Genomic DNA, 25,631 nt, shown 5'->3' with positions numbered 1-25,631 from the left:
GGGCAATGGAAGAACTCATCACAGAATGGCGTGGCGGCAGAGCGGCCAACCCGCGCGGGACGAACCAGTCGGGGCTGCGGGCCTATAACGAACGGCTGGTTCTCTCCATGCTGCACAGACAGGGCGCTATGGCGGGCAGCGATGTTGCACGCCTTGCAGGTCTGTCTGCGCAGACCGTCTCTGTGATCATGCGGCGGCTGGAGCAGGACGGCCTGCTCCTTCGTGGCGATCCGGTGCGCGGTAAGGTCGGGAAACCTTCCGTCCCCATGAGCGTGAACCCTGACGGTGCGTTCGCTATTGGCCTCAAGATCGGTCGCCGTACCGCCGATCTGGTATTAGCCGACCTTATGGGTGAGCCGCGTATCCAGCTCCATGCGGCCTACCGCTATCCCATGCCCGAAGCGATCGTCGATTTTCTCAAGGACGGCATCGCGACCATCAAGCGCGAGCTGACCAAGGAAGAATTCGGCCGCATCGCGGGTATCGGCATCGCCAAGCCGTATGAAATCTGGAGCTGGCACGAATCCATCGGCGCGCCCGAGGGCGAGATTGCGCGCTGGAAGTTGCTCAACTTCGAAGACGAAATCGCCCAATTCACCCATCTGCCGGTCTACGTCGACAATGACGCGACCGCCGCTTGCCGTGCGGAGCATATCTACGGGCGGGGCAGGGAGCTTGGCAGCTTCGGCTACTTCTATATCGGCTCGTTCGTCGGCGGCGGTATCGTTCTGAACGACACCGTATTTGACGGAGCGCTCGGCAATGCGGGCTCTTTCGGCTCGCTTCCTGCGCGCCGCGCGGATGGCACCGCCTGTCAGTTGGTCGATGCGGCGTCTCTTTATCTATTAGAAGCCGATCTTGCCCGTGCGGGCGTCGATCCTGGTCGGCTTTGGGTGCAACCACAGGACTGGAGCGACTTTTCCGACGTCCTCGACGATTGGATCGAACGTACGTCGGCCCAGTTGGCGCAAGCCTGTCTGACCGTCTGCGCCGTGGTCGATTTTGACACCATCCTTCTTGATGGCGCGTTTCCTGAGGCCGTCCGCGAGCGGATGGTCGAACGGACGCGCAGTATCATGGCGAGCCTTGATCATCGCGGCCTCATCATTCCGAAGCTCGAAGGCGGGACAATTGGGCGTAACGCCCGCGCGCTAGGCGCTGCGTCCGCACCGATGTTCTCGCAATTCTTGCTGAACACCCATGCGGGGTTTGCACAAGGCTGATCGCTTGATACCTGACGGAGTTGGGCCAGTTTGAAGGCTGGAAGCGACAGGTATGAGAATGCATCTCAAAAAACTGGCCAAGGAGCTGGTCGAAATCTACATGGAAAGCGGCCTTGATATGGTCGCTGCTGGCATCGCGTTTTACGGGATGTTTTCGATATTCCCCGCCGTGGCTGCATCCATCGCGATCTTCGGTCTGATTGCCGATCCATCGGTCATCAACGACCAGCTACAGCTATTGCACGGCGTGATCCCGTCGGACGTCTTCGACATCTTCCAGAAACAGATCAACTCTCTGCTCGCTGCGGAAGATACCGCGCTGGGCTGGACCACAGTGGTGTCTGTCGGGCTGGCCACATGGTCGGCGAGGGCAGGGGTCGCCTCACTCATCCGCGGGCTGAACGCGATACAAGGTGTGCCGCCCCGCACTGGCCTCTGGGCCATTCTGGCATCCATCATGCTGACCGTTTCCCTACTTGCGGTTGCGCTAATCGCCTTGGCGCTGGTCGTGGTGGTGCCGATTGTCCTGAATTTCATCCCCTACGCGAGACAATGGGGTTTTACTATCGCTCTGATAAGATGGGGGGTTGCTTTATTCGTTCTTTTGGCAGCACTCAGCATTCTCTACCGATTCGGTCCGAACACAACACGCCGTTTTCGCGTGGGTTGGCTCACTCCAGGGGCTGTTTTGACTGTTGTATTTTGGCTTCTGGCCTCTTGGGGCTTCTCTTTTTACCTCGCGAACTTCGGACGGTACAATGAGGTCTACGGATCACTAGGTGCTGTAGTTGCGATGCTTATGTGGCTCTATATATCGTCATTTTTGATACTTCTTGGGGCTGCGCTCAATATTGCATGGCTCAGGTCCGGAATCGAAGAACTCGAAGTCTCGAAAATCGGGCGCCGCAAAAAAGCCACCTGAGGGACATAATCACTAGCCAAAAGGATACATTTCACTTATCCACAAAGAATAAAATCAATCCGGCAACAGGCTTAACGCCGGAATTTTGTGAGGTGGAGTAGTACAATGTTAGGTGTTAATTACGTTGTCCGAAACGGTTCGGGCATCCGCAGTGGAGTCGTGTCCGGAGACGGCATGACATCGGTCATTTCTGTCGCGGCTGGCGAAGATGTATCGCTGAATCTGGCCTCGGCGCAGATAAGCAAGTACACGCGCGACGGCCAGACGCTGAACATCGAGCTGATTGATGGCCGCGTCATCGCGATCGAGGGGTATTTCACCCCTGCAGGCGTCGAACGCGCCGATCTCTATATTTCTTCCGGCAGTATCCTTCAGGACGTCGTATTCGCAGAAGGCTCCGACGGTTACATCTGGGCGACCTATGTCGAGAGCGATCCCTTCGGGAAAACCAACCCCGACAGCGATCTGTTCTTCGTCGGTTCGCCGCAGGTTATCGCCCCCTATGACGCTGACGTCGTCGACATGCTCGATGCGCCGCTTCTCGGCGGTCTCGGCGGTGCAGCCGGTCCGGCTCTGGGCCTCGGTCTCGCACTTCTCGGCGCCGGTCTGCTGAACGGCGGCGGTGGTGGCACTAAAGGCGGAGGCGATGAAACTGCCGAAGTCGACCTGGATGCCAGCATCAAGTCCGAACCCTACATCGTTATCAACGAAGAGTCCTACCCCGATGGGTTCGAGGTCTTCGGCACCGGCACTGTCGGCGGAACCGTCACTGTAACTATCGATGGTGTCGAGAAGACGACCACTGTCGATGCGAACGGCGACTGGTCTGTCACCTATGACGGCGGCGACATCCCTGAAGGTACGTATACCGAAGTCATCGCGGCCACGATTGAAGTCACAGCCGAAAGCGGCGACGTTCTGACCGATGCTGACTCCGGTAAAGTCGTTGTCGACACCGAACTGACCGTCACGCTCGACGCAGTAACTGGCGATGACTTCGTCAACGAAGCCGAAGTGGGTGCGGGCATTACTCTGACGGGTAAAGTCGAAGCAAACTCGACCGTGACCGTGACCATCGATGGCACCGAGTATGACGCGACCGTCACCGGCACCACTTGGTCGCTGGACCTGCCGGACGGCGTTGTGACCTACGGCAACTACACCGAGTCCGTGACCGTGACCGCTGTCGATTCCTTCGACAACGTTGAAGTCATCACCGGCTCGTTCGTTGTGGACAGCAGCACTTTCATCACCATCGACGCTATCGAAGCCGGTGCAGACGATGTGATGAACGCCGCTGAAGCCTCGGGCGGCGCCGCCGTCACCGGTACTGCCGAAGCAGGCGCGACCGTAACAGTTGTTCTGAACCCGACCTCGTCGAACGCAGTGACCCTGTCGTCTACCGCGGATGGCCAGACCAACGTGACCAAGACCACCACCGCCGATGCGGACGGTAACTGGTCGGTATCCTACACCGCGAGCGAACTGCCCGACGGCGAAGGCAACGTCAAAGTCAATGCAACTGCTGAAGACGCTGCGGGTAACACCGCTTCGACCTCGACCGACCTCGATTATGACACTGTCATCGAACTGACCCACGACAATGGTCCGGTCGGCGGCGACGGCATCGTCAACGCGGATGAGCAGAGCGGCGCTATCGTCGTGACGGGCCTTGTGGACGTAGGCTCGACCGTCAACGTCACCCTTGGCGGCGAAACGCTGACCACCACGTCGACCGACGGCACTTGGTCGGTGACTTTCCCTGCTGGCACGCTGCCGACCGGGCAGGGCATCACTGCTGATCTGACTGTCGACGCGACCGACCCTGCCGGTAATACCGCGCAGCTGAAGGAAACCATCGAAATCGACACTATCGTCGATCCGTTGGGCATCGATCCGGTCGAAGGCGACAACATCATCAACGCCGAAGAGCGCGCCGACGGCATCGTCATCACCGGCGAAGTCGAAGAAGGCTCCACTGTTCAAGTAACCTTCGACGGCATCACCAAGGATGCTGTTGTTGACGGCACCACGTGGACTGTCGAATACGATGCGGACGAAGTGCGCACCGGCGAATACGACACCGAAGTCACCGTGGTCGCGACCGACAAAAATGGCAACGTTGGCACTGTCTCCGAAGACATCACCGTGGACACCATCGCGCCGGATACGCCGATTGTGAACTCGGCAGATCAGGACCGTAACTACCTGCGTTCGGTTGGCGTTCTGAACCAGCCCGATACGCTTCAGATTTACGAGCTGGACGATACCGGTGCGGTCACGAAGCTGGAGATCGAGGACGAGTACGACGCTCGTTATGACGAGATCGACCTGATCCCGACCACGCCTATCGCGGATGGTGCGCAGCTTGTGCTGCAGGCCGAAGATGCGGCGGGCAACGTCGGTGCAGGTCTGTTCGTCAAGTCTGTCAACGGCAACAACACCATCGATCTGGACAATCCGGGTCTGGAGCAATTCGATCTGACCTCGATCGACCTCCAGTTCGCGGACAACGCGACGCTCACCATGACGGGCGCGGATGTCGTACGCCTCACCGGCGAAGACAATACGCTTACCATCTTCGGTGATACCGATGATACCTTGAGTATCACGGGCGCAGTGGCCACTGGTCAAACTGCGGTCGTAGACCAGAAGAGTTTCACTGAGTACGAGTTGGGCGACAGCAGTACGCTGCTTATCCAAGACGATATTAACGTCGTCATCTGATAGGGTCTCGGGCCGGCGTTCTGTCGGCCCGCAACCTCTGCGATTTCGTACTCGGAGGAGCATGTGACCGGATTCAAGACAGCAGCCACACTTCTGGTCTGCGTCACCTGTGCCATCAGCCTGTCAGGCTGTAGCTGGTTCGGTGGGCAGTCGGGAGTGCCAGAGGGACAGCCGTCCCAGACGGCGGCCTTGTCTCCGGAGATGATCGACGGCTCCCAATCGCGCATCATTACAGATTTGCTGAACCGCAGGTCCGTATTGCCCGAAGGGCCGCTGGCCGACATTGCGTCGGCAGTTCTCGCCTCCAACTCCCGCGCGGCTGAAGCCGAGCTGCGCGCGGCGCAATTGCGGGCGGAAGCCAAGTCTAAAAACTGGCTCCCGTCGGTTGGTCCGCAAGTGTCTCTTTCGTCTCTGGGCGACCTCGTCGCCGGAATGGTTGTCGAGCAGGTTCTGTTCGACAATGGCCGCAAGCGTGCCGAACGCGACTACGCGCAAGCGGAAGTCGAAGTAGCCGCTGTGACGTTAGCCGAAGATACCAACGAACGTGTCGCCGACGCGCTCGACCTCTACCTCACCGCCGAGGCCAAACGTGCCAGAGCGGAGGTCAGCGCCCGCGCCATGGAGCGGATGGAATACTTCGTCTACGTCATGTCTGAAAGATTGAGGGGAGGCGCGTCCAACCCGGCCGATTTCCAGCTTGTAGACAACAAGTTACAGGAAATGCGGGCCGAGCTGACCGCCGACAGGGAGGCCGCCGCTGCCGCACTCGCGCAGCTCAACGCCATGACGGATACGCCGGTGGACGGGATCCACGGGCTGACCGCTCTTTCTCCTCCGGCGGCCAATGCCGTGCCGCTGCCGGTCATGCGTGCCGAAGCCGAAGGCAATCAGGCGGTCGCCTCCGCGCGTTACGAACGTGCCGGATACCTGCCGGGACTGAGCGCCAGCGGCGGCGTTTCCTCTGATGGTGATACCGAGGGCGGCTTGAACGTCCTCATTCCGAACGGATTGGGCCTCGGCTCTTCCGCTGCGATGCAGGCAATCGAGGCCGAGGAAATGGCCGCGACCGCCCGTGCCCAGCGGATCAACGAGGAACTGGCGCGCCGCATTGCAGGGCTTCGAGTCCAGCTTGTCACGCTCCAGAACCGCCAGACGCAAGCCGCGCAACTGGCAGTCCAGACCGCACGGAACTACGAGACTTTTGCCGAGCAGCGTCACGCGGGAATGCGGACGGTCATGGACGTCGTGAACGTCTTCGAGGCCAAGGTCCGCACCGAACGCCAGTCTGTTGAAGTGGTCTACGAAATCGCTCGTGTCGAAATCCAGATCGCGGCCCTTCTGGGCACGCTCGTCGATGGAGAGAGTATATGAGTGGACCGGTTATCGCCTTCAACGTTCATAGCAAGAAGAAGGGCGGCAAAAAACTCAAAGCTGCTGTACCCGAGCCGGACGTGGCCCCCGAGGTCGCGCCCGAACCCGAGGTTCACGAAGAGCCGCACCATAAAGATTACGACGAGCGCTTCAGCGCCAAAGCCCGCGCCCGCGCCGACATCGCGTCGGTCTATGCTGGCGTACTGGGCGTCACCCTGATCCGCGCGGACCTGCTGGAAAGCATCGGCGCCGCAGGTCAGGAAACGATCAGCGCAGAGGCCATCGCAGGCGCGCTGACCGACGCAGGGCTGGTCACGTCGGTCCGTAAGGTCAAAAAACTCACCGCCGAAGCATGGCCCGCGCTGGCGGAGATGACATCGGGGCAAGTGGTTCTGGTGCTCGAACAGCAGGACAAGACGCTGTTCGTCTATGACGTCACCTGCAAAGGCAACCGCGCCGAAGTCTCGGTCGATGAATTCATGTCGGTCTATGCAGGCGCGATTATCCGCTCTGACGTGGCCGTCACCGAACTGGCCCGCCGCCACGCCGAAAAGGGCGAAAAGCCACACTGGTTCTGGGGGCAACTGACCCGCTTCCGCCGCAATATTTTCGAAGTCGCGCTCGGCTCGTTCGTCGCGAACCTCCTCGCTGTGACCGTCGCGCTGTTCAGCCTTCAGGTCTACGACCGCGTTATTCCGAACCAGTCCACCGCGACCCTTTGGGTGCTCGCGATGGGTGCGGGTTTCGCCATCCTGCTCGAAGCGTTCCTGCGCATTGCCCGCGCGCGCCTTGTGGATAGCGCCGGTCGTCAGATCGAGCTCAAGGTCATGCGCCTGCTGGCCGACAAGGTGCTCGGCATGAGAGCGGGCATCGGCATGAGCCCTGCGCAGACGTTCTCTGCCGTGCGGGATTTCAGCGCGATCCGCGAGTTTTTCACCGCGTCGACCATCGGCTCGCTGACGGACCTGCCGTTCATTTTTCTCTTCCTGGCGCTCGTCGCCTCTATCGGTGGCAACGTGGTCTGGGTGCTGGTGGCTGGCGGCGTTCTGATGATCCTGCCGAGCCTGCTGATGCAGCGCAAAATGGTCGAGCTGACCCGCCAGACCCAAGGCGCGAGCATCCGCTCCAGTCGTCTGCTTCAGGAAATCGTCTACGACACCGACAGCATCAAGGCGACCCGCGGCGAAGACCGTTTCCGCCGCCAGTGGGCCGAACTGTCCGCGCTCAGCTCGCTGGCCAGCAGCGAACAGCGCAAACTCGGTGCCGCACTTACGTTCTGGAGCCAAGGCGTCCAGCAGGCGACCTACATCTCCGCTGTCGTCTTTGGCGCGTTCCTCGTGTTTGCGGGCGAATATACCGTCGGCACCATCATCGCGGTCGGCATCCTGACGGGCCGCACGCTCGGCCCGCTCACGCAGCTTGCCGGCACGCTGTCCCGTTGGGCGAACGTCAAAAGCGCTCTTGACGCGCTGGATGCGGTTGCCGAGGCGGAGCAGGACACCGAAGAGACCCGAAGCTACCTGCGCCGCGAGACGCTGAAGGGCGAGTTCGAGCTGCATGACCTCGTTTATCAGTACGACGACGAAGGTCTGAACGCGGTCCGTATGACTGGCTTCAAGATCCCAGCAGGGCAAAGGGTTGCAATCCTGGGTGCCAACGGTTCCGGCAAATCGACGCTGCTAAAGCTGCTGTCCGGCCTGCTTGCGCCGACCGGCGGCCGCGTGATGATCGACGGCGTGGATATGTCCCAAGTGATGCCGCGCGACCTGCGTCGCAACATCGGCTATCTGGGGCAGGACGTGCGCCTATTCGCAGGTACGCTCCGCGACAACCTCAACATGACTATGCTGGAGCGTGATGAGGATCGTTTGCTCGAAGCGCTCGATTTCTCCGGTCTTGGCGAATTCGTCCGCAGCCATCCAAAGGGCCTCGACATGGTCATCGCGGACGGCGGGCAGGGGCTTTCGGTCGGTCAGCGCCAGTCCATCGGGTGGGCGCGCATCTGGTTGCAAGACCCGCAGATCGTTCTGCTGGACGAGCCGACCGCTGCGATGGACCAGACGCTCGAACGCACGCTGGTGGCGCGTCTTGATACATGGCTTGAAGACCGTACGGCCGTCATCGCGACGCACCGTATGCCGATCCTCCAACTCGCCCACCGCACCGTTGTCCTGCAAAAAGGTCAGCTCGCGGTCGATGGCAACCGTGACGAGGTTCTCGCGCATCTGAGCAAGGCCAAGGGAGGACAGGCCCAATGACCACGATCGACGCAGAATTCGATAGGGGCGTCCGCTCCTCCAGCGCTATCATCTGGCTCGTCGGCCTGACCGTTCTGGTCTTCATCGTCTGGGCGCGCTTCGCTTGGGTGGATGAAATCGTGCGTGCCGACGGTGCCGTTGTTTCGGGCGCTCGTCCGCAGATCGTTCAGAACCTCGAAGGCGGCATCCTTGCCGAGCTTCTGGTAAGCGAAGGTGACACGGTTCAACCCGGCCAAGTGCTCGCCCGTCTTCGCGGCACCCAGTTCCAGACCCGCGTCGAAGACCTCACCGATCAGGTAGGCGCCGCTGAAATCCGCCGTCTGCGTCTTGAGGCCGAAATGGCGGGCCTTTCTACCTTCAACGTTCCTGCTGAACTGGCTGGCCAGAACCCCGACGTGGTGTCGTCCGAGCAGGCGTTGCTCGCCGCGCGTCAGGCTGATTACCGGAGCAAGGTGGACAGCGCCGCAAGCGTTCTTCGCGAGACCAACCGCGAGTTGGAATCGATGGAAGAGATGTATACCCGCGATATCGTCGCCCTTTTCGAGGTCACGCGCTCGCGAAAGCAGCAGTCCGACGCTGAAATCAAATACAATGACATCGTGACGGGCGCCGAACTGGCGCGTGCCAACGAATACTCCGAAGTGCTGCAAGAGATCGCAACCCTGTCGCAGGACCTCAAGCTGGTTCAGGACCAATTGGACCGGACAGTAATTACCGCGCCGATGCTCGGCGTTGTGAACAACCTTGGGGTTACGACGATCGGCGGCGTCATCAGGCCGGGCGAGGAGATTTTCCAGATCATTCCGCTCGACGACGAATTGATGATCGAAGCCCGCGTTCCGCCCCGTGACATCGCCAACGTGCGGGCAGGGCAGCAGGCCACGATCAAGCTATCGGCTTACGATTACACGATCTTTGGCAGTCTGAAGGGCGAGGTAGTGTATGTCTCCGCTGATACCTTCAAGGATGACCGCGTCATTGATGGTGACCCGCACTACCGTGTCACGCTCAGCGTTGACCGCGATGCGATGACCGACCGCCAGCGCGGGATCGAGATCCGTCCGGGCTTGCAGGCTACGGTAGAGTTGCAGACGGGCCAGAAAACCATTCTGCAATATCTGACCAAGCCGCTCTATCGCGGGTCCGAGGCGCTACACGAACGCTGACGATCACGTCATCGACGAAAGTTGCAGCAGGGCCGGAAGGCCCTGTTTTGCTTTGTTGCGGCACCATCGAACAGCACAGGTGCATCGGTTTTTTCGTAAAGTTGTCACGAGTCTGCTGGGCGCGCCTTGAAGGTCCGCCAACCTGCAACTAACATTTGCTTAGACATTTGTGATTACGACGTACGCGTCCCAAGACGAGGCACTAGAATAACATGCAAGATCCGGTCGAGATTTATAACAACCTCGTTCCTATGGTGGTCGAACAGACCGCTCGTGGTGAACGCGCGTACGACATCTTCTCGCGCCTCCTGAAAGAGCGCATCATTTTCGTCAACGGCCCCGTCCATGACGGCATGGCCCAGCTGATCGTGGCCCAGCTGCTGTTCCTTGAATCGGAAAACCCGAAGAAGGAAATCAGCATGTACATCAACAGCCCGGGCGGCGTCGTGACTGCCGGTCTGTCGATCTACGACACCATGCAGTACATCCGTCCGAAGGTTTCGACCCTCGTTGTCGGTCAAGCTGCGTCGATGGGTTCGGTCCTGTCGATGGCCGGCGAAAAAGGTATGCGCTTTGCCCTGCCGAACGCCCGTATCATGGTTCACCAGCCGTCGGGCGGCTATCAGGGTCAGGCAACCGACATCATGATCCACGCGCGCGAAACCCAGAAGGTTCGCGAGCAGCTCTACAAGCTCTATGTCCACCACTGCGGTCAGACCTACGAAGAGGTCGAGCGCGCTCTGGAACGCGACAACTTCATGTCGCCGCAAGAGGCAAAGGACTGGGGTCACATCGACGAGATTCTCGAAAACCGTCCTGACGCGGCGGAGTAAACGCTCGCGTGAAACTGACGTTTTATGCGTTGTGAAGGACTGGTTGCTGCCCTACTGTTAGTGTGAGGGCAGCACCAAGCACACTACTAAGGACATCCGTCCAGGGGACCAGTATGGCGAATAACACCGGCGGCGACAGCAAAAACACCCTTTATTGCAGCTTCTGCGGCAAGAGCCAGCATGAGGTCCGCAAGCTGATCGCAGGACCGACCGTATTCATATGCGATGAATGCGTAGAACTGTGCATGGACATCATCCGCGAGGAAACGAAGTCGGCGGGCCTTAAGGCCAGCGAAGGCGTTCCGACCCCGCGCGATATCTGCAACGTGCTGGATGACTACGTGATCGGTCAGGAACATGCGAAGCGCGTGCTCTCGGTTGCGGTCCACAATCACTACAAACGCCTGCACCACACAGGCAAAGGCGAGATCGAACTGGCGAAGTCGAACATCCTGCTGATTGGCCCGACCGGTTGCGGTAAGACCCTGCTTGCCCAGACGCTCGCCCGTATCCTCGACGTGCCGTTCACTATGGCTGACGCCACCACGCTGACCGAAGCCGGTTACGTGGGTGAAGACGTCGAGAACATCATCCTCAAGCTGCTGCAGGCTTCGGAATACAACCTAGAGCGCGCTCAGCGCGGCATCGTCTATATAGACGAAGTCGACAAGATCACTCGCAAGTCGGACAACCCGTCGATCACCCGTGACGTTTCGGGCGAGGGCGTCCAGCAGGCGCTGCTGAAGATCATGGAAGGCACCGTCGCTTCGGTTCCGCCGCAAGGTGGCCGTAAGCACCCGCAGCAGGAATTCCTGCAGGTCGACACCACGAACATCCTGTTCATCTGTGGTGGCGCGTTCGCGGGCCTCGACCGGATCATCGCGCAGCGCAACAAGGGCACCGCGATGGGCTTTGGCGCTGACGTGCGCGAAGACGACTCGCGCGGCATTGGCGAGATTTTCAAGGAACTCGAACCCGAAGATCTGCTGAAGTTCGGCCTCATCCCCGAATTCGTCGGTCGTCTGCCGGTCCTCGCGACCCTGACCGACCTCGACGCGGACGCGCTCGTGATCATTCTGACCCAGCCGAAGAACGCGCTGGTCAAGCAGTACCAGAAGCTCTTCGATATCGAAAACGTTCAGCTGACCTTCACCGAAGATGCGCTGCTTGCCATCGCCAAGAAGGCCATCGAGCGTAAGACCGGTGCACGTGGTCTGCGTTCGATCCTCGAAGACATCCTGCTGGAAACCATGTTCGAACTGCCGGGCATGGAGAACGTCGAAGAAGTCGTCGTCAACGAAGAGGCTGTTGGCCCCGGTGCCAAGCCGTTGATGATTTTCTCCGACGGCAAGAAAGAAAAAGAGCCTGCAACTGCTGGCTAAGAGACAGGCCTCCTTCGGGAGGCCTTTTTCATTTCTGCCTCCGAAGTCTCTTGCGCGGCCATGCCTTTGGTCGTAACGGCAAATCGACTTTCGGAGGATTTTCCATGACCATGAAGCGCGTTTTCACTGGCAGCCCGTTTGAAGAAAAGATCGGCTACTGCCGCGCCGTCGTTGCTGGCGGCTTTGTCCATGTTGCAGGCACCGTAGGGCAGGGCGACGACGTTGTTGAGCAGTGCAAGGCTGCCCTCACCACGATCTCCAACGCTCTGACCGAGGCGGGCAGCGACCTGTCAAAGACCGTTCGCGTGACCTACTACCTGCCCGACGCCGCAGAATTTGAACCCTGCTGGCCCGTTCTGCGCGACGCTTTCGGCGCGAACCCGCCGGCTGCGACGATGATCGAGGCGAACCTTATCGATCCGAAGTTCCGTATCGAGATCGAAGTGACTGCACTAGCTGGCTAAAAGCGGCGTGGACCGGCGTGCGGCACTGGACGTTTGCCGGTCTTTCCGCCATAACGCCAAAGACGATTTAAGGGAGCCGATCATGGGCGTTCTGAGAACAGTTCTTCGCGCACTCACTTGGTGGGATAGCCAAACCATTGGCACCCAGCTGTTTACTTGGCGCCACGGCGTCAAAGTCGGTGAGGACGAGCAGGGCAATATCTTCTATCGCAACAAGGATGATTCCCGTCGTTGGGTCATCTACAACGGCGAAGTCGAAGGTAGCCGCATCGCGCCGGAATGGCATGGCTGGCTGCACCGCACGTGGGACAAGCCGCCGTCACTCGACCCACTGGCCCACAAGGCATGGGAAAAGCCGCACCAGGAAAACCTGACCGGTACCCCGAACGCCTACGCTCCCGTCGGTTCGATCCGCCGCGTCCAGCCTGCCGAGCGCTCGGACTACGAGGCATGGCAGCCCGAGTAAGGGCTGCAATTTGCTATGAGCAATCACACTGGTGAAGCTGTTGTCGGCGGCGTCGTTATTGCGGCGGCCGTCGGATTTTTATTTTACGCCTCGCAATTTGCGGGCATGGGCGGGTCGTCCAGCTACCCGCTGACCGCGAGCTTCCGGTCTGTCGAAGGCGTCACCGTCGGCACCGACGTGCGCATGGTGGGCGTGAAGATCGGCTCCGTTTCCGACCTCGCTCTCGACACCGAGATGTTCCGCGCCACCGCGACCCTGATGGTTCAGGACGGCATTCCGGTCCCGAACGACAGCACCGCAGTCGTGGCCTCCGAAGGTTTACTTGGCGGCAACTACGTGGAAATCCTGCCAGGTGCGTCCTACGATAACTACGAACCGGGCCAGGAAATTCTGGATACCCAAGGTTCGGTCAGTTTGATGAACCTGCTGCTGCAATACGTAGCGGGTGATGGTGGGAGCTCGAGCAACTGATGCTGCGTCGTATCGCAATCGCACTGGCCTGTGTGGTCGGAACCATGGCTTCGGCCGAGCATGTCGCCGAAGCAGGTGGCGGCTCCGTCCGTGTGCTGGACAAGATCACCGGCGTTGTGACCGACCTCGAACTGCAGGTCGGGCAGGAAGGCCGCGTGGGGCTGCTTGGCGTAACGATGGGCGATTGCCGTTATCCGATCGATAACCCGTCGGGCAACGCATACGGCTACCTCACGGTGCTATATCGCGACGACCCGAAGCCCGCGTTCCAAGGCTGGATGATTGCGTCGGCGCCCGCGCTCAACGCGATGGACCACCCGCGTTACGACGTCTGGATGTTGCGCTGCAATAATTCCTGAGCGGTCGGGACGGTTTTCGCTCTATCAAAATCTGCATCGATTTCGAGGGCTGCCGCAAGGAGCCCGCGATAGTGTGCGCGTGACACCTCAATCGCGCCCAGCGTGGCGAGGTGGGGTGTCAGGAACTGCGTATCGAACAACGTGAAACCGCCTTGGTTCAGGCGATCCACCATCCACGCCAGCGCCATTTTGGATGTGTCGGTGCGGCGCGAGAACATGCTCTCGCCAAAGAACGCACCACCTAGCGCGACGCCGTAGCAGCCGCCGACAAGTTCTTCCCCTTCCCAGACCTCGACCGAATGGGCCACGCCAGCTTCGTGTAGGTGGCCGTAGAGGCGAAAGATGGTCTCGTTGATCCATGTCTCGTCACGGTCGGCGCAGCCCTCCACGACCTTGCCGAAAGCCGTGTCGAAGCTGACGCGATAGTCGCAGCGGCGCATGGAGCGGCCAAGCGAGCGCGAGATGTGGAAGCCGTCCAGCGGAATGATCCCACGACGTTTGGGGTCGACCCAGAACACTTCCGGATCGTCCTTGGATTCGGACATCGGAAAGACGCCGCTCGCATAGGCATGGAGCAGCAATTCCGGTGTGAGTGGTGGGGTCTGATCACGCATCAGGTCTAAATGACTAGCAAAGTCCGGTGATACAAGTTTGAGGCGATCTGAAATGAGCGCCAGAGCCCTTTAGTATCAACACATCCGCGTGTGTATGGTGTTACCTGCGACTTGAAGCATCTTTTTGCGCCGAAAGCGTAGGTTCAGGGCAATTTTCCTGCCCTTTGAAGAATGCCCCTGCCGATGGCAGGGGCATGACTTTTAGCCGAGGTTCTTTTCCAGCCACTTTTCAAGCCAGTGGATGTTGTAGTTCCCGGCTTGAATGTCCGGTTCTGCGAGCAGGGCGTCGAACAGCGGAGTGGTGGTTTCAATGCCGTCGACGATTAGTTCGCCGAGCGCACGGTAGAGACGCGACAGGGCTTCCTGACGGTCGGCACCGTGAACGATGAGCTTGCCGATGAGGCTGTCGTAGTACGGCGGGATCGAATAGCCCTGATAGAGCGCCGAATCCATACGTACACCCAGACCGCCAGGCGCGTGATACTGCGTGATCTTGCCCGGGCAGGGGGCGAAGTTCGGCAGACGCTCGGCGTTGATGCGCACTTCGATCGCGTGACCGCGAATGTGCAGATCGTCTTGCGTGAACGAAAGGTTGTTACCGGCCGCAACGTTGATCTGTTCGCGCACGAGGTCCACGCCGAAGATAGCTTCGGTCACGGGGTGTTCCACCTGAAGGCGGGTGTTCATCTCGATGAAATAAAACTCGCCGTCCTCGTAGAGGAATTCGATGGTACCCGCGCCGGAGTACTTCATCTCTGCAATCGCGTCGGCGCAGATCTTACCGATGCGCGCACGCTCTTCCTCGGTGATGCAGGGGCCGGGGGCCTCTTCGAGCACCTTCTGGTGACGACGCTGGAGCGAACAGTCACGCTCACCAAGGTGAACGCCGTTGCCCTGACCGTCGCCGAAGACCTGAACTTCGATGTGACGCGGCTTCTGGAGGTATTTCTCCATGTAGACTTCGTCGTTACCGAATGCGGCTTTGGCTTCCGAACGAGCGGTGCGGAACGCGGTTTCGAGTTCCTTCTCGTCCTTAGCCACTTTCATGCCGCGGCCACCGCCACCGGCGGTCGCTTTGATGATGACTGGATAGCCCATATCGGCAGCGGCCTTGCGGGCGCTTTCGATGTCGGGAACGCCGCCGTCAGACCCGGGAACGCACGGAATGCCGAGGTTCTTCGCGGTTTCTTTCGCGGTGATCTTGTCGCCCATCATACGGATGTGGGCGGCCGACGGACCGATGAAGGTCAGGCCGTGGTCTTCGACCACTTGGACGAAGTTGGCGTTTTCGGAGAGGAAGCCGTAACCCGGATGGATTGCCTGCGCGCCCGAGATTTCACACGCCGAAATAATGGCGGGGAAGTTCAGGTAGGACTGACCCGAGGGGGCAGGGCCAATGCAGATGGCTTCGTCTGCCATGCGGACGTGCATCGCGTCGGCGTCAGCGGTGGAGTGGACCGCAACCGATTTGATGCCCATCTCGCGGCAGGCACGAACGACGCGAAGGGCGATTTCGCCGCGGTTCGCGATGAGGATTTTATCGAACATGGGCAGGCCCTTATTCGATGATGACGAGCGGAGCGCCGAACTCGACGGGCGAGCCGTCTTCGACAAGAATACGCTTCACGGTGCCGGACTTCGGCGACGGAATCTGGTTCATGGTCTTCATCGCTTCAACGATGCAGAGCGTGTCGCCCTCTTTGACCTGTGCACCAACGGTGACGAAGGCAGCGGCGCCCGGCTCTGCAGCCAGATAAGCGGTGCCGACCATCGGCGAGGTGACGCAGCCCGGGTGGCTCGACGGATCGTCATTGGACGCAGCCGGAGCGGCAGGTGCAGCGGCAGCAGCCGGAGCGGGGGCAGCAGCAGGAGCCGGAGCGGGGACGCCGACGTTGGCAACAACCTGGGTCTGACGGCTCACGCGGACGTTCAGACGGTCGTTCTCGCCGTATTCACGCTTGACCTCGAGTTCGGTCAGATCGTTGGAGCGCAGCAGTTCCGCCAGTGCCTGAATAAAGCTGACGTCGCTGTCGTGGTTGGTTTGGTTGCTCATTTTTTCCTCGGCTTTAGCCATAAATCCTAGATGCCCTAAGGGCAGCAATTGGATCAGGCTTATACGCCAATGAAAAGGGGCTGCAAAGGACCGTGTACCGCTTTTGTGATCGCGGACGGGAAAAGGGCCCGACTGTCAAGTCGGGCCCGCAAGATTATTTCTGGTTATGAACCGAGTTCGCAATAAGATCATCCACGACCGACGGGTCAGCCAGCGTGGACGTATCCCCCAGTGCGCCTGTGTCGTTTTCGGCGATTTTGCGCAGGATGCGGCGCATGATCTTGCCGGAGCGGGTTTTGGGCAGGCCGGGGGCCCACTGGATGACGTCGGGCTTGGCGATGGGGCCGATCTCGGTGCGGACCCACTTTTCAAGCTCCTTGCGCAGCTCGTCCGAAGGCTCCTCGCCGTTCATCAGGGTAACGTAGGCGTAGATGCCCTGACCCTTGATGTCGTGCGGGTAGCCCACGACCGCAGCCTCGGCGACCTTGGCGTGGGCGACGAGGGCGCTTTCGACCTCGGCGGTGCCCATGCGGTGGCCCGAGACGTTGATCACGTCGTCCACGCGGCCGGTGATCCAGTAGTCGCCATCCGCATCGCGGCGGCAGCCGTCACCGGTGAAGTAGTAGCCTTTGTAGTCGCTGAAGTAGGTCTGCATGAAGCGCTCGTGGTCGCCGTAGACCGTGCGCATCTGACCCGGCCAGCTGTCCTTGATCGCCAGAACGCCTTCGCAGGCGGTCTCATCGATCTCGGCGCCCGAGGTGCCATCCAGAACCACCGGCTGCACGCCGAAGAACGGCTTGGTCGCAGAGCCCGGCTTGAGCGGCGTCGCGCCCGGCAGCGGGGTCAGCATGTGACCGCCGGTTTCGGTCTGCCACCACGTATCGACGATCGGGCGGGTGCCCTTGCCGACGACGTCGTTGTACCAGTTCCACGCTTCGGGGTTGATCGGCTCGCCCACGGTGCCGAGCACCTTGATGTCCGACAGGTCGTACTTTTCGACCCACTCCTTGCCCTGACCCATCAGCGAGCGGATCGCGGTGGGGGCGGTGTAGAACTGGTTCACCTTGTGCTTTTCGCAGACGGCCCAGAAGCGGCCCGCGTCGGGGTAGGTCGGCACGCCTTCGAACATCAGCGTGGTACCGCCGTTGGCCAGCGGGCCGTAGACGATGTAGCTGTGGCCGGTGACCCAGCCCACGTCGGCGGTGCACCAGTAGATATCGCCCTCGTGGTAATCGAAGGTGTACTGGTGGGTCATCGCCGCATACAGGAGATAGCCACCCGACGAATGGACGACGCCCTTGGGCTTGCCGGTCGAGCCGGAGGTGTAGAGCACGAACAGCGGATCTTCGGCGTTCATCGGGCGCGGCGGACAGTCGGGAGCGACGGTTTCCATCATCGCTTTGACGTCGACATCGCGGCCGTCGATCCATGTGGTCTGATCGCCGGTGTGCTTGACCACGAGGCAGCGCACCTTGTCCGAGCAGTGCAGCAGCGCGGCATCGGCATTGGCCTTGAGCGGGGTGCGGCGACCACCGCGCGGCGCGGTGTCGGCGGTGATGACGACCTTGGCGCCGGAATCGTTGACGCGGTTGGCCAGTGCGTCGGGCGAGAAGCCTGCGAAGACGACCGAGTGGATCGCGCCGATGCGCGCACAGGCCAGCATGGCGTAGGCCGCTTCGGGGATCATCGGCAGATAGATCACCACGCGGTCACCGCGCATGACGCCCTGGCTCAGCAGAACGTTGGCGAAACGGTTCACCTTGTCCGAGAGCTGGTTGTAGGTGATGTACTGCGCCTCGTCCTCGGGGCTGTCGGGCTCGAAGATGATCGCGGTCTGCTCGCCGCGGGTCGCAAGATGGCGGTCGATGCAGTTGGCGGCGACGTTCAGCACGCCGTCCTCGAACCACTTGATGCTGACATTGCCGTAGTCGAACGAGGTGTTCTTGACCTTGGTATACGGCTCGATCCAGTCCAGCCGCTTGCCATGCTCGCCCCAGAACCCCTCGGGATCCGAAACAGACGCCTCATACATCGACGCATAGGTGTCAGCGTCAATGTGGGCAGTTTTCGCAAAGTCAGCCGAAGGCGAGTAGCTCTTGGTCTCGGTCATGTTCTCCCCCCGAAATCCTTTTTCTTACATGTTAAACCCGCCCCAGTGGGGCGGGCGGGGTCAGATCGCCAGATACTTGGCACGCAGAGCTTCGTCCTCAAGAACCTCCTGCGCCGATCCGTCGAAGACGACGGTCCCCGTGTCGAGGATCACCGCTCTGTCGGCAAGTTTCAAGGCGGCAACCGCGTTCTGTTCTACGATGATCGTCGTAATCCCTTGGTCGCGGATGATATTCAGGGTCTTCGCGATTTCCTGAACAATCACAGGGGCAAGGCCCTCGTAGGGTTCATCCAGAAGGAGGACCTTGATGTCACGGGCAAGCGCCCTCGCGATTGCAAGCATCTGCTGTTCACCACCGGAAAGCGTGACGCCCTCCTGTGTGCGGCGTTCCTTCAGACGCGGGAACAGTTCGTAGATTCGGTCGAGCGACCAACCGATCGGCGGAGCGATCTGGGCGAGCTTGAGGTTCTCTTCTACCGTGAGGCCCGGAATGATGCGGCGGTCTTCGGGAACGAGCGCGATACCGGCAGCGGCGGCCTGATGCGACTTCATCAGGTGTAGCGGCTGGTGGTCGAGCCAGATTTCGCCGTGCTTTAGTGCCGGATCATCGAGGCGGGCGAGAGCGCGCAGGGTCGAGGTCTTGCCTGCGCCGTTACGACCCAGAAGCGCGAGGATCTCGCCTTCGTGGATGTCGAAGCTGACACCCTGCACGATGTAGCTTTCGCCGTAGTACGCCTGAATATCCCAGACCGAGAGAAACTTGGTATGGGTCGCGGCGTTGTTCACGTTTTTATCGAACTTGGACATGTGCTGCTTCCTCAGACCTGTGCCTCACCGAGGTAGGCTTCGCGTACCTTCGGGTGACCTTTGATGTTTTCCGGCGTTTCTTCGACGAGCGGGGTGCCTTGGGCGAGAACGGTGATGCGCTCGGCAAGGCTGAACACCACGTGCATGTCGTGCTCGATGATCGCCATGGTGATGTCGCGCTTCTCCTTGATCTCCTTGAGCAGGTCGATCGTGTTGTTGGTGTCGGCGCGGGCCATACCTGCGGTCGGCTCGTCGAGGAGCAGGAGTTTGGGCTCCTGCACGAGGCACATGGCCATCTCGAGGCGACGTTTGTCACCGCGGGACATGGAGCCTGCGTGCATATTGCGTTTGTCGAGCATATTCACGTCGGCCAGCATCTGCTCGGCCTGTTCGATGATGCCCTTTTCGTCCTGAACGCTCTCGATGCCGTGCAAACGGAACGCACCGTCACGTTTGGCAAAGCAGGGGATCATCACGTTCTCGATGACGGTGAGATCGGTGAAGATCTCGGGCGTCTGGAACACGCGGCTGATGCCCATCTGGTTGATCTCGTGCGGCTTACGGCCCAGCACGGACTGGCCGTCGAACATGACCGAACCGCTATCGGGGATCAGCTTGCCGACGAGACAGTTCAGAAGGGTCGACTTACCCGCACCGTTCGGGCCGATGATGGCGTGGACGGTGTTTTCCTTGACGGACAGGTTCACGTTGCCGAGTGCCTGCAGACCGCCGAAGCGCTTGTTCACGCCTTTGACTTCTAGAATACCCATCAGGTTTCTCCTTATTCCGCAGGATGCTTGGCGGCGTCTACGTCGCCTTTTTTCTTGCGGCGTGCGGCGAGGCGCTTGCCACCTTCGACCAGACCGCCAGGCAGGAAGGTCACGATCAGCATGAACATCACACCGAGGGTCAGGTGCCAGCCTTCGCCGACGAAGCGGGCAAAGATCCAGGTGACGACGTCTTCGATACCGTCCGGCAGGAAGCTGAACCAACTATGCAGGACGCTTTCGTTGATCTTCGAGAAGATGTTTTCACAGTATTTGATGAAGCCTGCACCGAGGACCGGCCCCATCAGGGTGCCGACGCCGCCGACGATGGTCATCAGAACAACCTCGCCCGAAGCGGTCCACTGCATACGCTCTGCGCCAGCCAGCGGGTCCATGGCCGCCAGCAGACCGCCAGCCAGACCGGCGTACATGCCGGAGATGACGAAGGCTGCGAGGGTGTAGGGACGCGAGTTCAGGCCGGTGTAGTTCATACGCTGCTGGTTCGACTTCACGGCGCGGAGCATCATGCCAAAGGGCGAACGGAAGATGCGGAGCGACAGGTAGAAGCCGATCAGGGCGATAACGGCACAGAAGTAGTAGCCGACCGAGAAGGTGAACGACCAACCTGCGATGTCGATGGTGTGCGCAGCGTTCATCTTCAGACCGAAGAAGCCCGGGGTCGGCAGCGAGCTGCCAGTCGGTGCGCCGTCAAGAATGCGCGGGTCCGACAGGGTGATCTGAAGACCGGTCTCACCGTTGGTGATCGGCGTCAGAACCGAGTAGGCGAGGCGGTAGCACATCTCTGCGAAGGCGAGCGTCAGGATCGAGAAGTAGATACCCGAGCGGCGCAGCGACACGTAGCCGATGGCCAGCGCGAATACGCCCGATACCAGCGTCGCGGCAATAAGCGCGGGGATGACGTTCATGCTCAGCAGCTTGAACATCCACACCGAGGCATAGGACCCCACACCGAGGAAAGCCGCGTGACCGAACGACAGGTAGCCGGTCAGGCCGAACAGGATGTTAAAGCCAATCGCCATGAGGCCGTAGATCGCGAAGCGCTGCATCAGGGCAGGATAGCCCGCGTTGAACTGCGCCAGCGCGCTGTCGGCAGGGAAGGGGTTGAGGATGAACGGGGTGAGCAGCGTGAGTGCCACCACGATCAGCATGAAGCGGGAGTCTTTAGCGTTCAGGCCGAGCATGGATTATTCCTCCATCACGCCGCGACGACCCAGAAGGCCACGCGGACGGGTGAGTAGAATGACGATCGCGACAACGTAGATGATGATCTGGTCGATGCCGGGGATGATCGCCTTGACTTCGTTGAGCGAGGCGAAGGACTGCAGGATGCCCAGCAGGAAGCCCGCAGCGACAGCGCCAGGCAGCGAGCCCATGCCGCCGACAACCACCACGACGAAGGACAGCACGAGGAAGTCCATGCCCATGTGGTAGTTCGGGGACAGGATCGGTGCATACATCACGCCAGCCAGACCCGCGACAGACGCCGCGATGCCGAACATCAGGGTGAAGCGCTTGTCGATGTCGATGCCCAGCAGACCAACGGTTTCGCGGTCAGCCATACCTGCACGGACTACCATCCCGAAGGTGGTGAACTGCAGGAAAGCAAACACGCCGCCAATCACGATAGCCGAGAAGAAGAAGTAAACGAGACGCCAGACCGGATAGAAGATCTGCATGCCGAACATCGCGCCGATGTTGACGGTGCCCGAGTAGTCCGACGGCGAAGTCGTCTGGATCGGGTTCGCGCCGTAGAAGTAGCGGACGACTTCCTGAAGCACGATCGCAAGGCCGAAGGTCACGAGGATCTGGTCGGCGTGGGGACGCTTATAGAAGTGCTTGATGAGGCCGCGTTCCATGACGTAGCCCACCAGCAGCATCACCGGAATGGTCAGCAGGATGGACAGCGGAACCGAGTAGTCGATCATCCACGCACCTGCGTCGGCGCCGAACCACTTTTCTACATACGGAGTTTCGACCTGCAGCGGATTACCGAGGAAGTCCGTCTGCGTCGGGTCTTCGGTGACGAAGCTGATCTGGAAGATACGGCTGAGAGTAACGGCACAGAACGCGCCGATCATGAACAGCGCGCCGTGGGCGAAGTTCACCACGCCGAGCGTGCCGAAGATGAGTGTCAGACCAAGAGCGATCAACGCGTAAGCGGATCCTTTCTCGAGGCCGTTGAAGAGTTGCAGGATAATAGCGTCCATGGTCCCCGCCCTGGCTTGGGTGTGACTAAGCCCCCGCAACGCAGCGGGGGCAGGGACCGGCCACAGATTTCTGTGGCCGGCCTATTGATGGGTGATTATGCGCCCGGGTTGCACTCGCCCAGTTCGCCGCCGGCGAACATCGGGTGATCGGGTTCGTACTCGACCTGCGAACGCGGGGTGACTTCCACGATTTCGAGGGTGTCGTACTGGTTGGTCGGGTTGTCAGCGCCCTTCATGACGAGAACGTCCTTGAAGCACTGGTGGTCGGCGCCGCGGTAGTAGGTGCTACCGATGCCCAGACCGTCGAACTCGAAGTCTTCGAGAGCTTCGACAACGCCGCACGGGTTGAAGGTGCCTGCGCGGGTGACCGCATCCGCGTACAGAAGGGTCTGTACATAGGAGGTGTGTGCCGAACCCGACGGCGGACGGCCGTACTTCTTGCCGAACGACTGAACGAAGGCCTGAGTGCCCGGATCCTGCAGCTGCCAGTTCCAGTTCATCGAACCGTAAACGCCCTGAATGTTCGAGCCGGCGCCTTCTGCCATAAGCTCCGAATAGAGCGGAACGATGATTTCGAAGTTCTTGCCGTTGACCTGCTTGTCACGCAGACCGAACTGAACAGCTTGGGTCAGCGAGTTCACCATGTCCCCGCCGTAGTGGTTCAGGATGAGCACGTCTGCGCCCGAGTTCAGAACCGGAGCGATATAGGACGAGAAGTCGCCTGCGCCGACCGGAGTACGGACGGTTTCGACGGTTTCCCAGCCGAGAGCTTCGGTCGAAGCCTTGATCGACTCTTCCTGCGTCCAACCCCAAGTGTAGTCGGCGGTCAGGTGATAAGCGCGGCGCTCGTTGCCGTATGCGTTGCTCAGAACCGGAGCCAGAGCTGCGCCCGACATGTAAGCGTTGAAGAAGTAACGGAAGCCGTTGGCCTTCTTGTCCTTACCGGTGGTGTCGTTCGAGTGGGTCAGAGCGGCCATGAAGATCACGCCAGCTTCCTGACACAGACCCTGCACAGCAACAGCCACGCCCGAGGACGAACCGCCCGAAACCATGACGACGCCGTCTTTCTGGATCATCGACTGGGCCGAGGTACGTGCCACGTCCGACTTGGTCTGGGTGTCACCGGTGACGAACTCGACTTTCTTGCCGAGGATACCGTTGCCCTGAAGTTCCTTCGACGAGAAGGTGCTCAGCATACCGCCGTCGCCTTCACCGTTCAGGTGTTCGACAGCGAGCTCGAATGCGCGCAGTTCGTCGAGACCTTCTTCGGCGTAAGGGCCAGTCTGCGGAACGTTGAAGCCCAGCTTGACGCTCGAGCCGGTCGGCTCGTTCGTGTACGCGCTGGCGCTCGAGGTAAAGATCGTCGGCAGTGCAAGGCCACCGGCGGTTACCGCACCGGTGCGCAGCAGGCCGCGACGCGAGATATTCTTGATGGACATAAAATCCTCCCTTTGCGTGGACTCCGTCACCGGGCTCCTCTTCCCTGCGACGGCACGTGTTGATGCATTTTACAATGCTCCTCCATTAGAGTGTCGGGTTCGAAAATTTCTCAACAAGTGCAGAAGAGAGAACGATTTTTTTGTAAAGAAAATCACAATACGATGGTACACATTGTAAAAAGCTTTTCTCGCAAGTGCAGAAAGGTAATGAAATTGCTCAGGGATCAGCCATGCCGCAGCGCCAGCTCACGGGTTCCAGAATTCGCGAAAGACGAACAGATCTGGGGATCAAGCAATCTGAACTTGCGGAAAAGGTCGGAATTTCGGCGTCATACCTCAATCTGATCGAGCACAACCGCCGCAGAATCGGAGGTAAACTGCTCAACGACCTCGCGCGGGAGATGAAAACCGACCCCTCATCGCTGGTCGAAGGTGCCGAAACCGCACTGCTTGACCAGTTGCGCGAGGCCGCTGCCGCTGACCGCGCAGCCGGTGCCGAACTGGGCCGGACCGAAGATTTCGCGGGACGTTTTACTGGCTGGTCCAACCTCGTGGTCCGTCAGGCGCGGCGCATCAACGACCTTGAGACCCGTGTAAAGGCTTTGACAGACCGCCTCGCGCACGATCCGCAACTGGCGACATCACTGCACGAAGTCATCTCGTCCGCCACGTCGATCCGCTCCGCCTCATCCATTCTGGTGGGAGAAGAAGAAGTGGACCGTGACTGGCAGCGCCGCTTCCACCGCAACATCTATGAGGATAGCCAGCGTCTCGCCGATGCGTCCCGCGCTCTGGTGGCTTACCTCGATGCGCCGAGCGACGAGGGCTCGGTCGCCATGTCCCCACAGGAAGAGGTCGAAGCCTATCTCGACGCGCAGTCGTTTCATTTGCCCTATCTCGAAGGGGACGGCTCGCCCCAGCACGCGCCGACTTTAAGGTCGAAAGCGGCGTCCGCGCTGCTGTCCGAATTCCGGCGCGTATATAAGGACCACGCGCAGGCGATGCCGCTCGAAGATTTCAGCGCAAGTGCAATGGAGCTGAACCACGACCCCGCGCTGCTCGCCGACCGGTTCCGTGTCCAGCTCAGCGCCGCGATGCGCCGCCTTGCGACACTGCCCGTAGATCTTGGCCATCCTGAATTCGGGCTCGTGATCCTCGATGGGTCCGGCACTATACTTATACAGAAGCAGATCACCGGCTTTGGCCTGCCGCGTTCCGCTGTCTGCCCGCTCTGGCCTGCGTTCCGTGCCTTTACCCAGCCGATGCAGCCCATCCGTCGTGATGTGCAGCTTCCCGTCGAAGGGGGAGGGCGGTTCCGCTGCTTTGCTATCGCCAGCCCCGTTGGTCCTGCCAGTTTCGATGCCCCGCCCACGCTTGAAGCGACTATGCTCGTGCGGGCCATTGCGCCCTCCGGCCAGCCTGCGGACCCCGTCGGCGTGGCCTGCCGTGTGTGCTCGCGGAGCGGTTGCCGCACCAGACGCGAGCCGTCGATCCTCAATGAGGCTCCGAATTGATCTGATTGCTTTGACTCGGCTAGCCAATCCATTGATAGTCGGCTCTAATCAGAGGGGAGCCGAAGTCTTGGGAGGGGCTGACGCATGGGGAAACGTGTTCTCGTTATCGAGGATGAACCGAATATTATTGAAGCCATCAGTTTCATTCTGTCGCGAGACGGATGGACGGTGCATACCCATGCAGACGGCGAAACTGCCAACAACAAGATCAAGGCGATGCCGCCGGACCTCATTATCCTTGATGTGATGCTCCCGGGGAAAAGCGGTTTCGACATCCTGCGCGACCTGCGTGCAGACGGCGAAACCCATGAAATCCCTGTACTTATGCTCACGGCGAGGGGCCAGACCCGCGACCGCGAAATGGCAGAGCGGCTTGGTGTCACCCAGTTCATGACCAAGCCGTTTTCGAACGCCGAGGTGATCGAGAGCGTCCGCACACTGGTCGCCGACTGAGGCC

At 60.3% G+C, this 25,631-nt stretch carries 23 protein-coding genes; 14 read left to right on the top strand and 9 right to left on the bottom strand.

All coding sequences use genetic code 11. The annotated features are described in order from the left end of the window. The first annotated feature begins 5 nt into the window (after positions 1 to 5). From IF204_RS08685 to IF204_RS08630, 12 genes are all read left to right on the top strand, one after another. Positions 6 to 1,223, top strand: a complete 1,218-nt coding sequence (locus IF204_RS08685) for an ROK family transcriptional regulator (RefSeq protein ID WP_194096231.1) — start codon at positions 6 to 8, stop codon at positions 1,221 to 1,223. Positions 1,224 to 1,281: 58 nt separating this feature from the next. Next, a complete protein-coding gene (locus tag IF204_RS08680) occupies positions 1,282 to 2,145 on the top strand; it encodes a YihY/virulence factor BrkB family protein (RefSeq protein WP_194096229.1) in 864 nt (287 codons plus the stop codon). Positions 2,146 to 2,250: 105 nt separating this feature from the next. Beyond that, positions 2,251 to 4,872 (top strand): hypothetical protein, encoded by a 2,622-nt coding sequence (locus tag IF204_RS08675; protein ID WP_194096227.1) that lies wholly within the window; start codon positions 2,251 to 2,253, stop codon positions 4,870 to 4,872. A 63-nt stretch (positions 4,873 to 4,935) separates the two neighbouring features. Further along, entirely contained in the window at positions 4,936 to 6,243 is a 1,308-nt protein-coding gene (locus tag IF204_RS08670) for a TolC family protein (RefSeq protein ID WP_194096225.1), read from the top strand. Beyond that, positions 6,240 to 8,501 (top strand): ATP-binding cassette domain-containing protein, encoded by a 2,262-nt coding sequence (locus IF204_RS08665; RefSeq protein ID WP_194096223.1) that lies wholly within the window; start codon positions 6,240 to 6,242, stop codon positions 8,499 to 8,501. The genes IF204_RS08670 and IF204_RS08665 overlap by 4 nt, the downstream gene beginning before the upstream one ends. Next, entirely contained in the window at positions 8,498 to 9,667 is a 1,170-nt protein-coding gene (locus IF204_RS08660; RefSeq protein ID WP_194096221.1) for an HlyD family efflux transporter periplasmic adaptor subunit, read from the top strand. Before IF204_RS08665 ends, IF204_RS08660 begins: the two co-directional genes overlap by 4 nt. Positions 9,668 to 9,879: 212 nt before the next feature. Next, the gene (locus tag IF204_RS08655; RefSeq protein ID WP_167636234.1) at positions 9,880 to 10,500 is read left to right on the top strand and encodes an ATP-dependent Clp protease proteolytic subunit; all 621 of its coding nucleotides are present in this window, start codon (positions 9,880 to 9,882) and stop codon (positions 10,498 to 10,500) included. 113 nt (positions 10,501 to 10,613) lie between these two features. After that, the gene (clpX, locus tag IF204_RS08650) at positions 10,614 to 11,882 is read left to right on the top strand and encodes an ATP-dependent Clp protease ATP-binding subunit ClpX (RefSeq protein WP_194096219.1); all 1,269 of its coding nucleotides are present in this window, start codon (positions 10,614 to 10,616) and stop codon (positions 11,880 to 11,882) included. 104 nt (positions 11,883 to 11,986) lie between these two features. Continuing rightward, positions 11,987 to 12,346 (top strand): RidA family protein, encoded by a 360-nt coding sequence (locus IF204_RS08645; protein WP_194096217.1) that lies wholly within the window; start codon positions 11,987 to 11,989, stop codon positions 12,344 to 12,346. An 82-nt stretch (positions 12,347 to 12,428) separates the two neighbouring features. After that, on the top strand, positions 12,429 to 12,812 hold the full coding sequence (locus IF204_RS08640) for an NADH:ubiquinone oxidoreductase subunit NDUFA12 (RefSeq protein WP_167636237.1): 384 nt from the start codon (positions 12,429 to 12,431) through the stop codon (positions 12,810 to 12,812). 15 nt (positions 12,813 to 12,827) lie between these two features. Then, positions 12,828 to 13,283 carry an outer membrane lipid asymmetry maintenance protein MlaD gene (gene mlaD, locus IF204_RS08635; protein WP_194096215.1) on the top strand — a complete coding sequence of 152 codons (456 nt, stop codon included), beginning with the start codon at positions 12,828 to 12,830 and terminating at the stop codon, positions 13,281 to 13,283. After that, positions 13,283 to 13,642 carry a DUF2155 domain-containing protein gene (locus IF204_RS08630; RefSeq protein WP_194096213.1) on the top strand — a complete coding sequence of 120 codons (360 nt, stop codon included), beginning with the start codon at positions 13,283 to 13,285 and terminating at the stop codon, positions 13,640 to 13,642. Before mlaD ends, IF204_RS08630 begins: the two co-directional genes overlap by 1 nt. On the opposite strand, the gene aat is transcribed toward IF204_RS08630, so the two are convergent. The 9 genes from aat to IF204_RS08585 form a co-directional block, all read right to left on the bottom strand. Continuing rightward, a complete protein-coding gene (aat, locus tag IF204_RS08625; RefSeq protein ID WP_194096212.1) occupies positions 13,606 to 14,256 on the bottom strand; it encodes a leucyl/phenylalanyl-tRNA--protein transferase in 651 nt (216 codons plus the stop codon). The genes IF204_RS08630 and aat overlap by 37 nt on opposite strands. Before the next feature lie 201 nt (positions 14,257 to 14,457). After that, entirely contained in the window at positions 14,458 to 15,804 is a 1,347-nt protein-coding gene (accC, locus tag IF204_RS08620; RefSeq protein ID WP_194096211.1) for an acetyl-CoA carboxylase biotin carboxylase subunit, read from the bottom strand. 10 nt (positions 15,805 to 15,814) lie between these two features. Next, the gene (gene accB / locus IF204_RS08615) at positions 15,815 to 16,309 is read right to left on the bottom strand and encodes an acetyl-CoA carboxylase biotin carboxyl carrier protein (protein ID WP_194096210.1); all 495 of its coding nucleotides are present in this window, start codon (positions 16,307 to 16,309) and stop codon (positions 15,815 to 15,817) included. Between the two features lie 154 nt (positions 16,310 to 16,463). Beyond that, a complete protein-coding gene (acs, locus tag IF204_RS08610; RefSeq protein ID WP_194096209.1) occupies positions 16,464 to 18,419 on the bottom strand; it encodes an acetate--CoA ligase in 1,956 nt (651 codons plus the stop codon). A gap of 60 nt (positions 18,420 to 18,479) precedes the next feature. Then, on the bottom strand, positions 18,480 to 19,226 hold the full coding sequence (locus IF204_RS08605) for an ABC transporter ATP-binding protein (protein ID WP_194096208.1): 747 nt from the start codon (positions 19,224 to 19,226) through the stop codon (positions 18,480 to 18,482). 11 nt (positions 19,227 to 19,237) lie between these two features. Next, positions 19,238 to 19,996 (bottom strand): ABC transporter ATP-binding protein, encoded by a 759-nt coding sequence (locus IF204_RS08600; protein WP_194096207.1) that lies wholly within the window; start codon positions 19,994 to 19,996, stop codon positions 19,238 to 19,240. Between the two features lie 11 nt (positions 19,997 to 20,007). After that, positions 20,008 to 21,195 (bottom strand): branched-chain amino acid ABC transporter permease, encoded by a 1,188-nt coding sequence (locus IF204_RS08595; RefSeq protein ID WP_194096206.1) that lies wholly within the window; start codon positions 21,193 to 21,195, stop codon positions 20,008 to 20,010. A 3-nt stretch (positions 21,196 to 21,198) separates the two neighbouring features. Then, positions 21,199 to 22,221 carry a branched-chain amino acid ABC transporter permease gene (locus IF204_RS08590; protein ID WP_194096205.1) on the bottom strand — a complete coding sequence of 341 codons (1,023 nt, stop codon included), beginning with the start codon at positions 22,219 to 22,221 and terminating at the stop codon, positions 21,199 to 21,201. 95 nt (positions 22,222 to 22,316) lie between these two features. Further along, entirely contained in the window at positions 22,317 to 23,660 is a 1,344-nt protein-coding gene (locus IF204_RS08585; protein ID WP_194096203.1) for a substrate-binding protein, read from the bottom strand. A 230-nt stretch (positions 23,661 to 23,890) separates the two neighbouring features. Here IF204_RS08585 and IF204_RS08580 point away from each other — a divergent pair, with 230 nt between their 5' ends. Then, positions 23,891 to 25,174 (top strand): helix-turn-helix transcriptional regulator, encoded by a 1,284-nt coding sequence (locus IF204_RS08580; protein ID WP_194096201.1) that lies wholly within the window; start codon positions 23,891 to 23,893, stop codon positions 25,172 to 25,174. An 84-nt stretch (positions 25,175 to 25,258) separates the two neighbouring features. Then, positions 25,259 to 25,627, top strand: coding sequence for a response regulator transcription factor (locus IF204_RS08575; protein WP_167639241.1), 369 nt, complete (start codon positions 25,259 to 25,261; stop codon positions 25,625 to 25,627). Positions 25,628 to 25,631: the final 4 nt, after the last annotated feature.

The organism is Marivivens aquimaris, assembly GCF_015220045.1.
Classification (GTDB): Bacteria; Pseudomonadota; Alphaproteobacteria; order Rhodobacterales; family Rhodobacteraceae; genus Marivivens; species Marivivens aquimaris.
The sequence above is the reverse complement of the archived record's forward strand: the minus strand, read 5'-3'. Positions and strand labels throughout refer to the sequence as shown.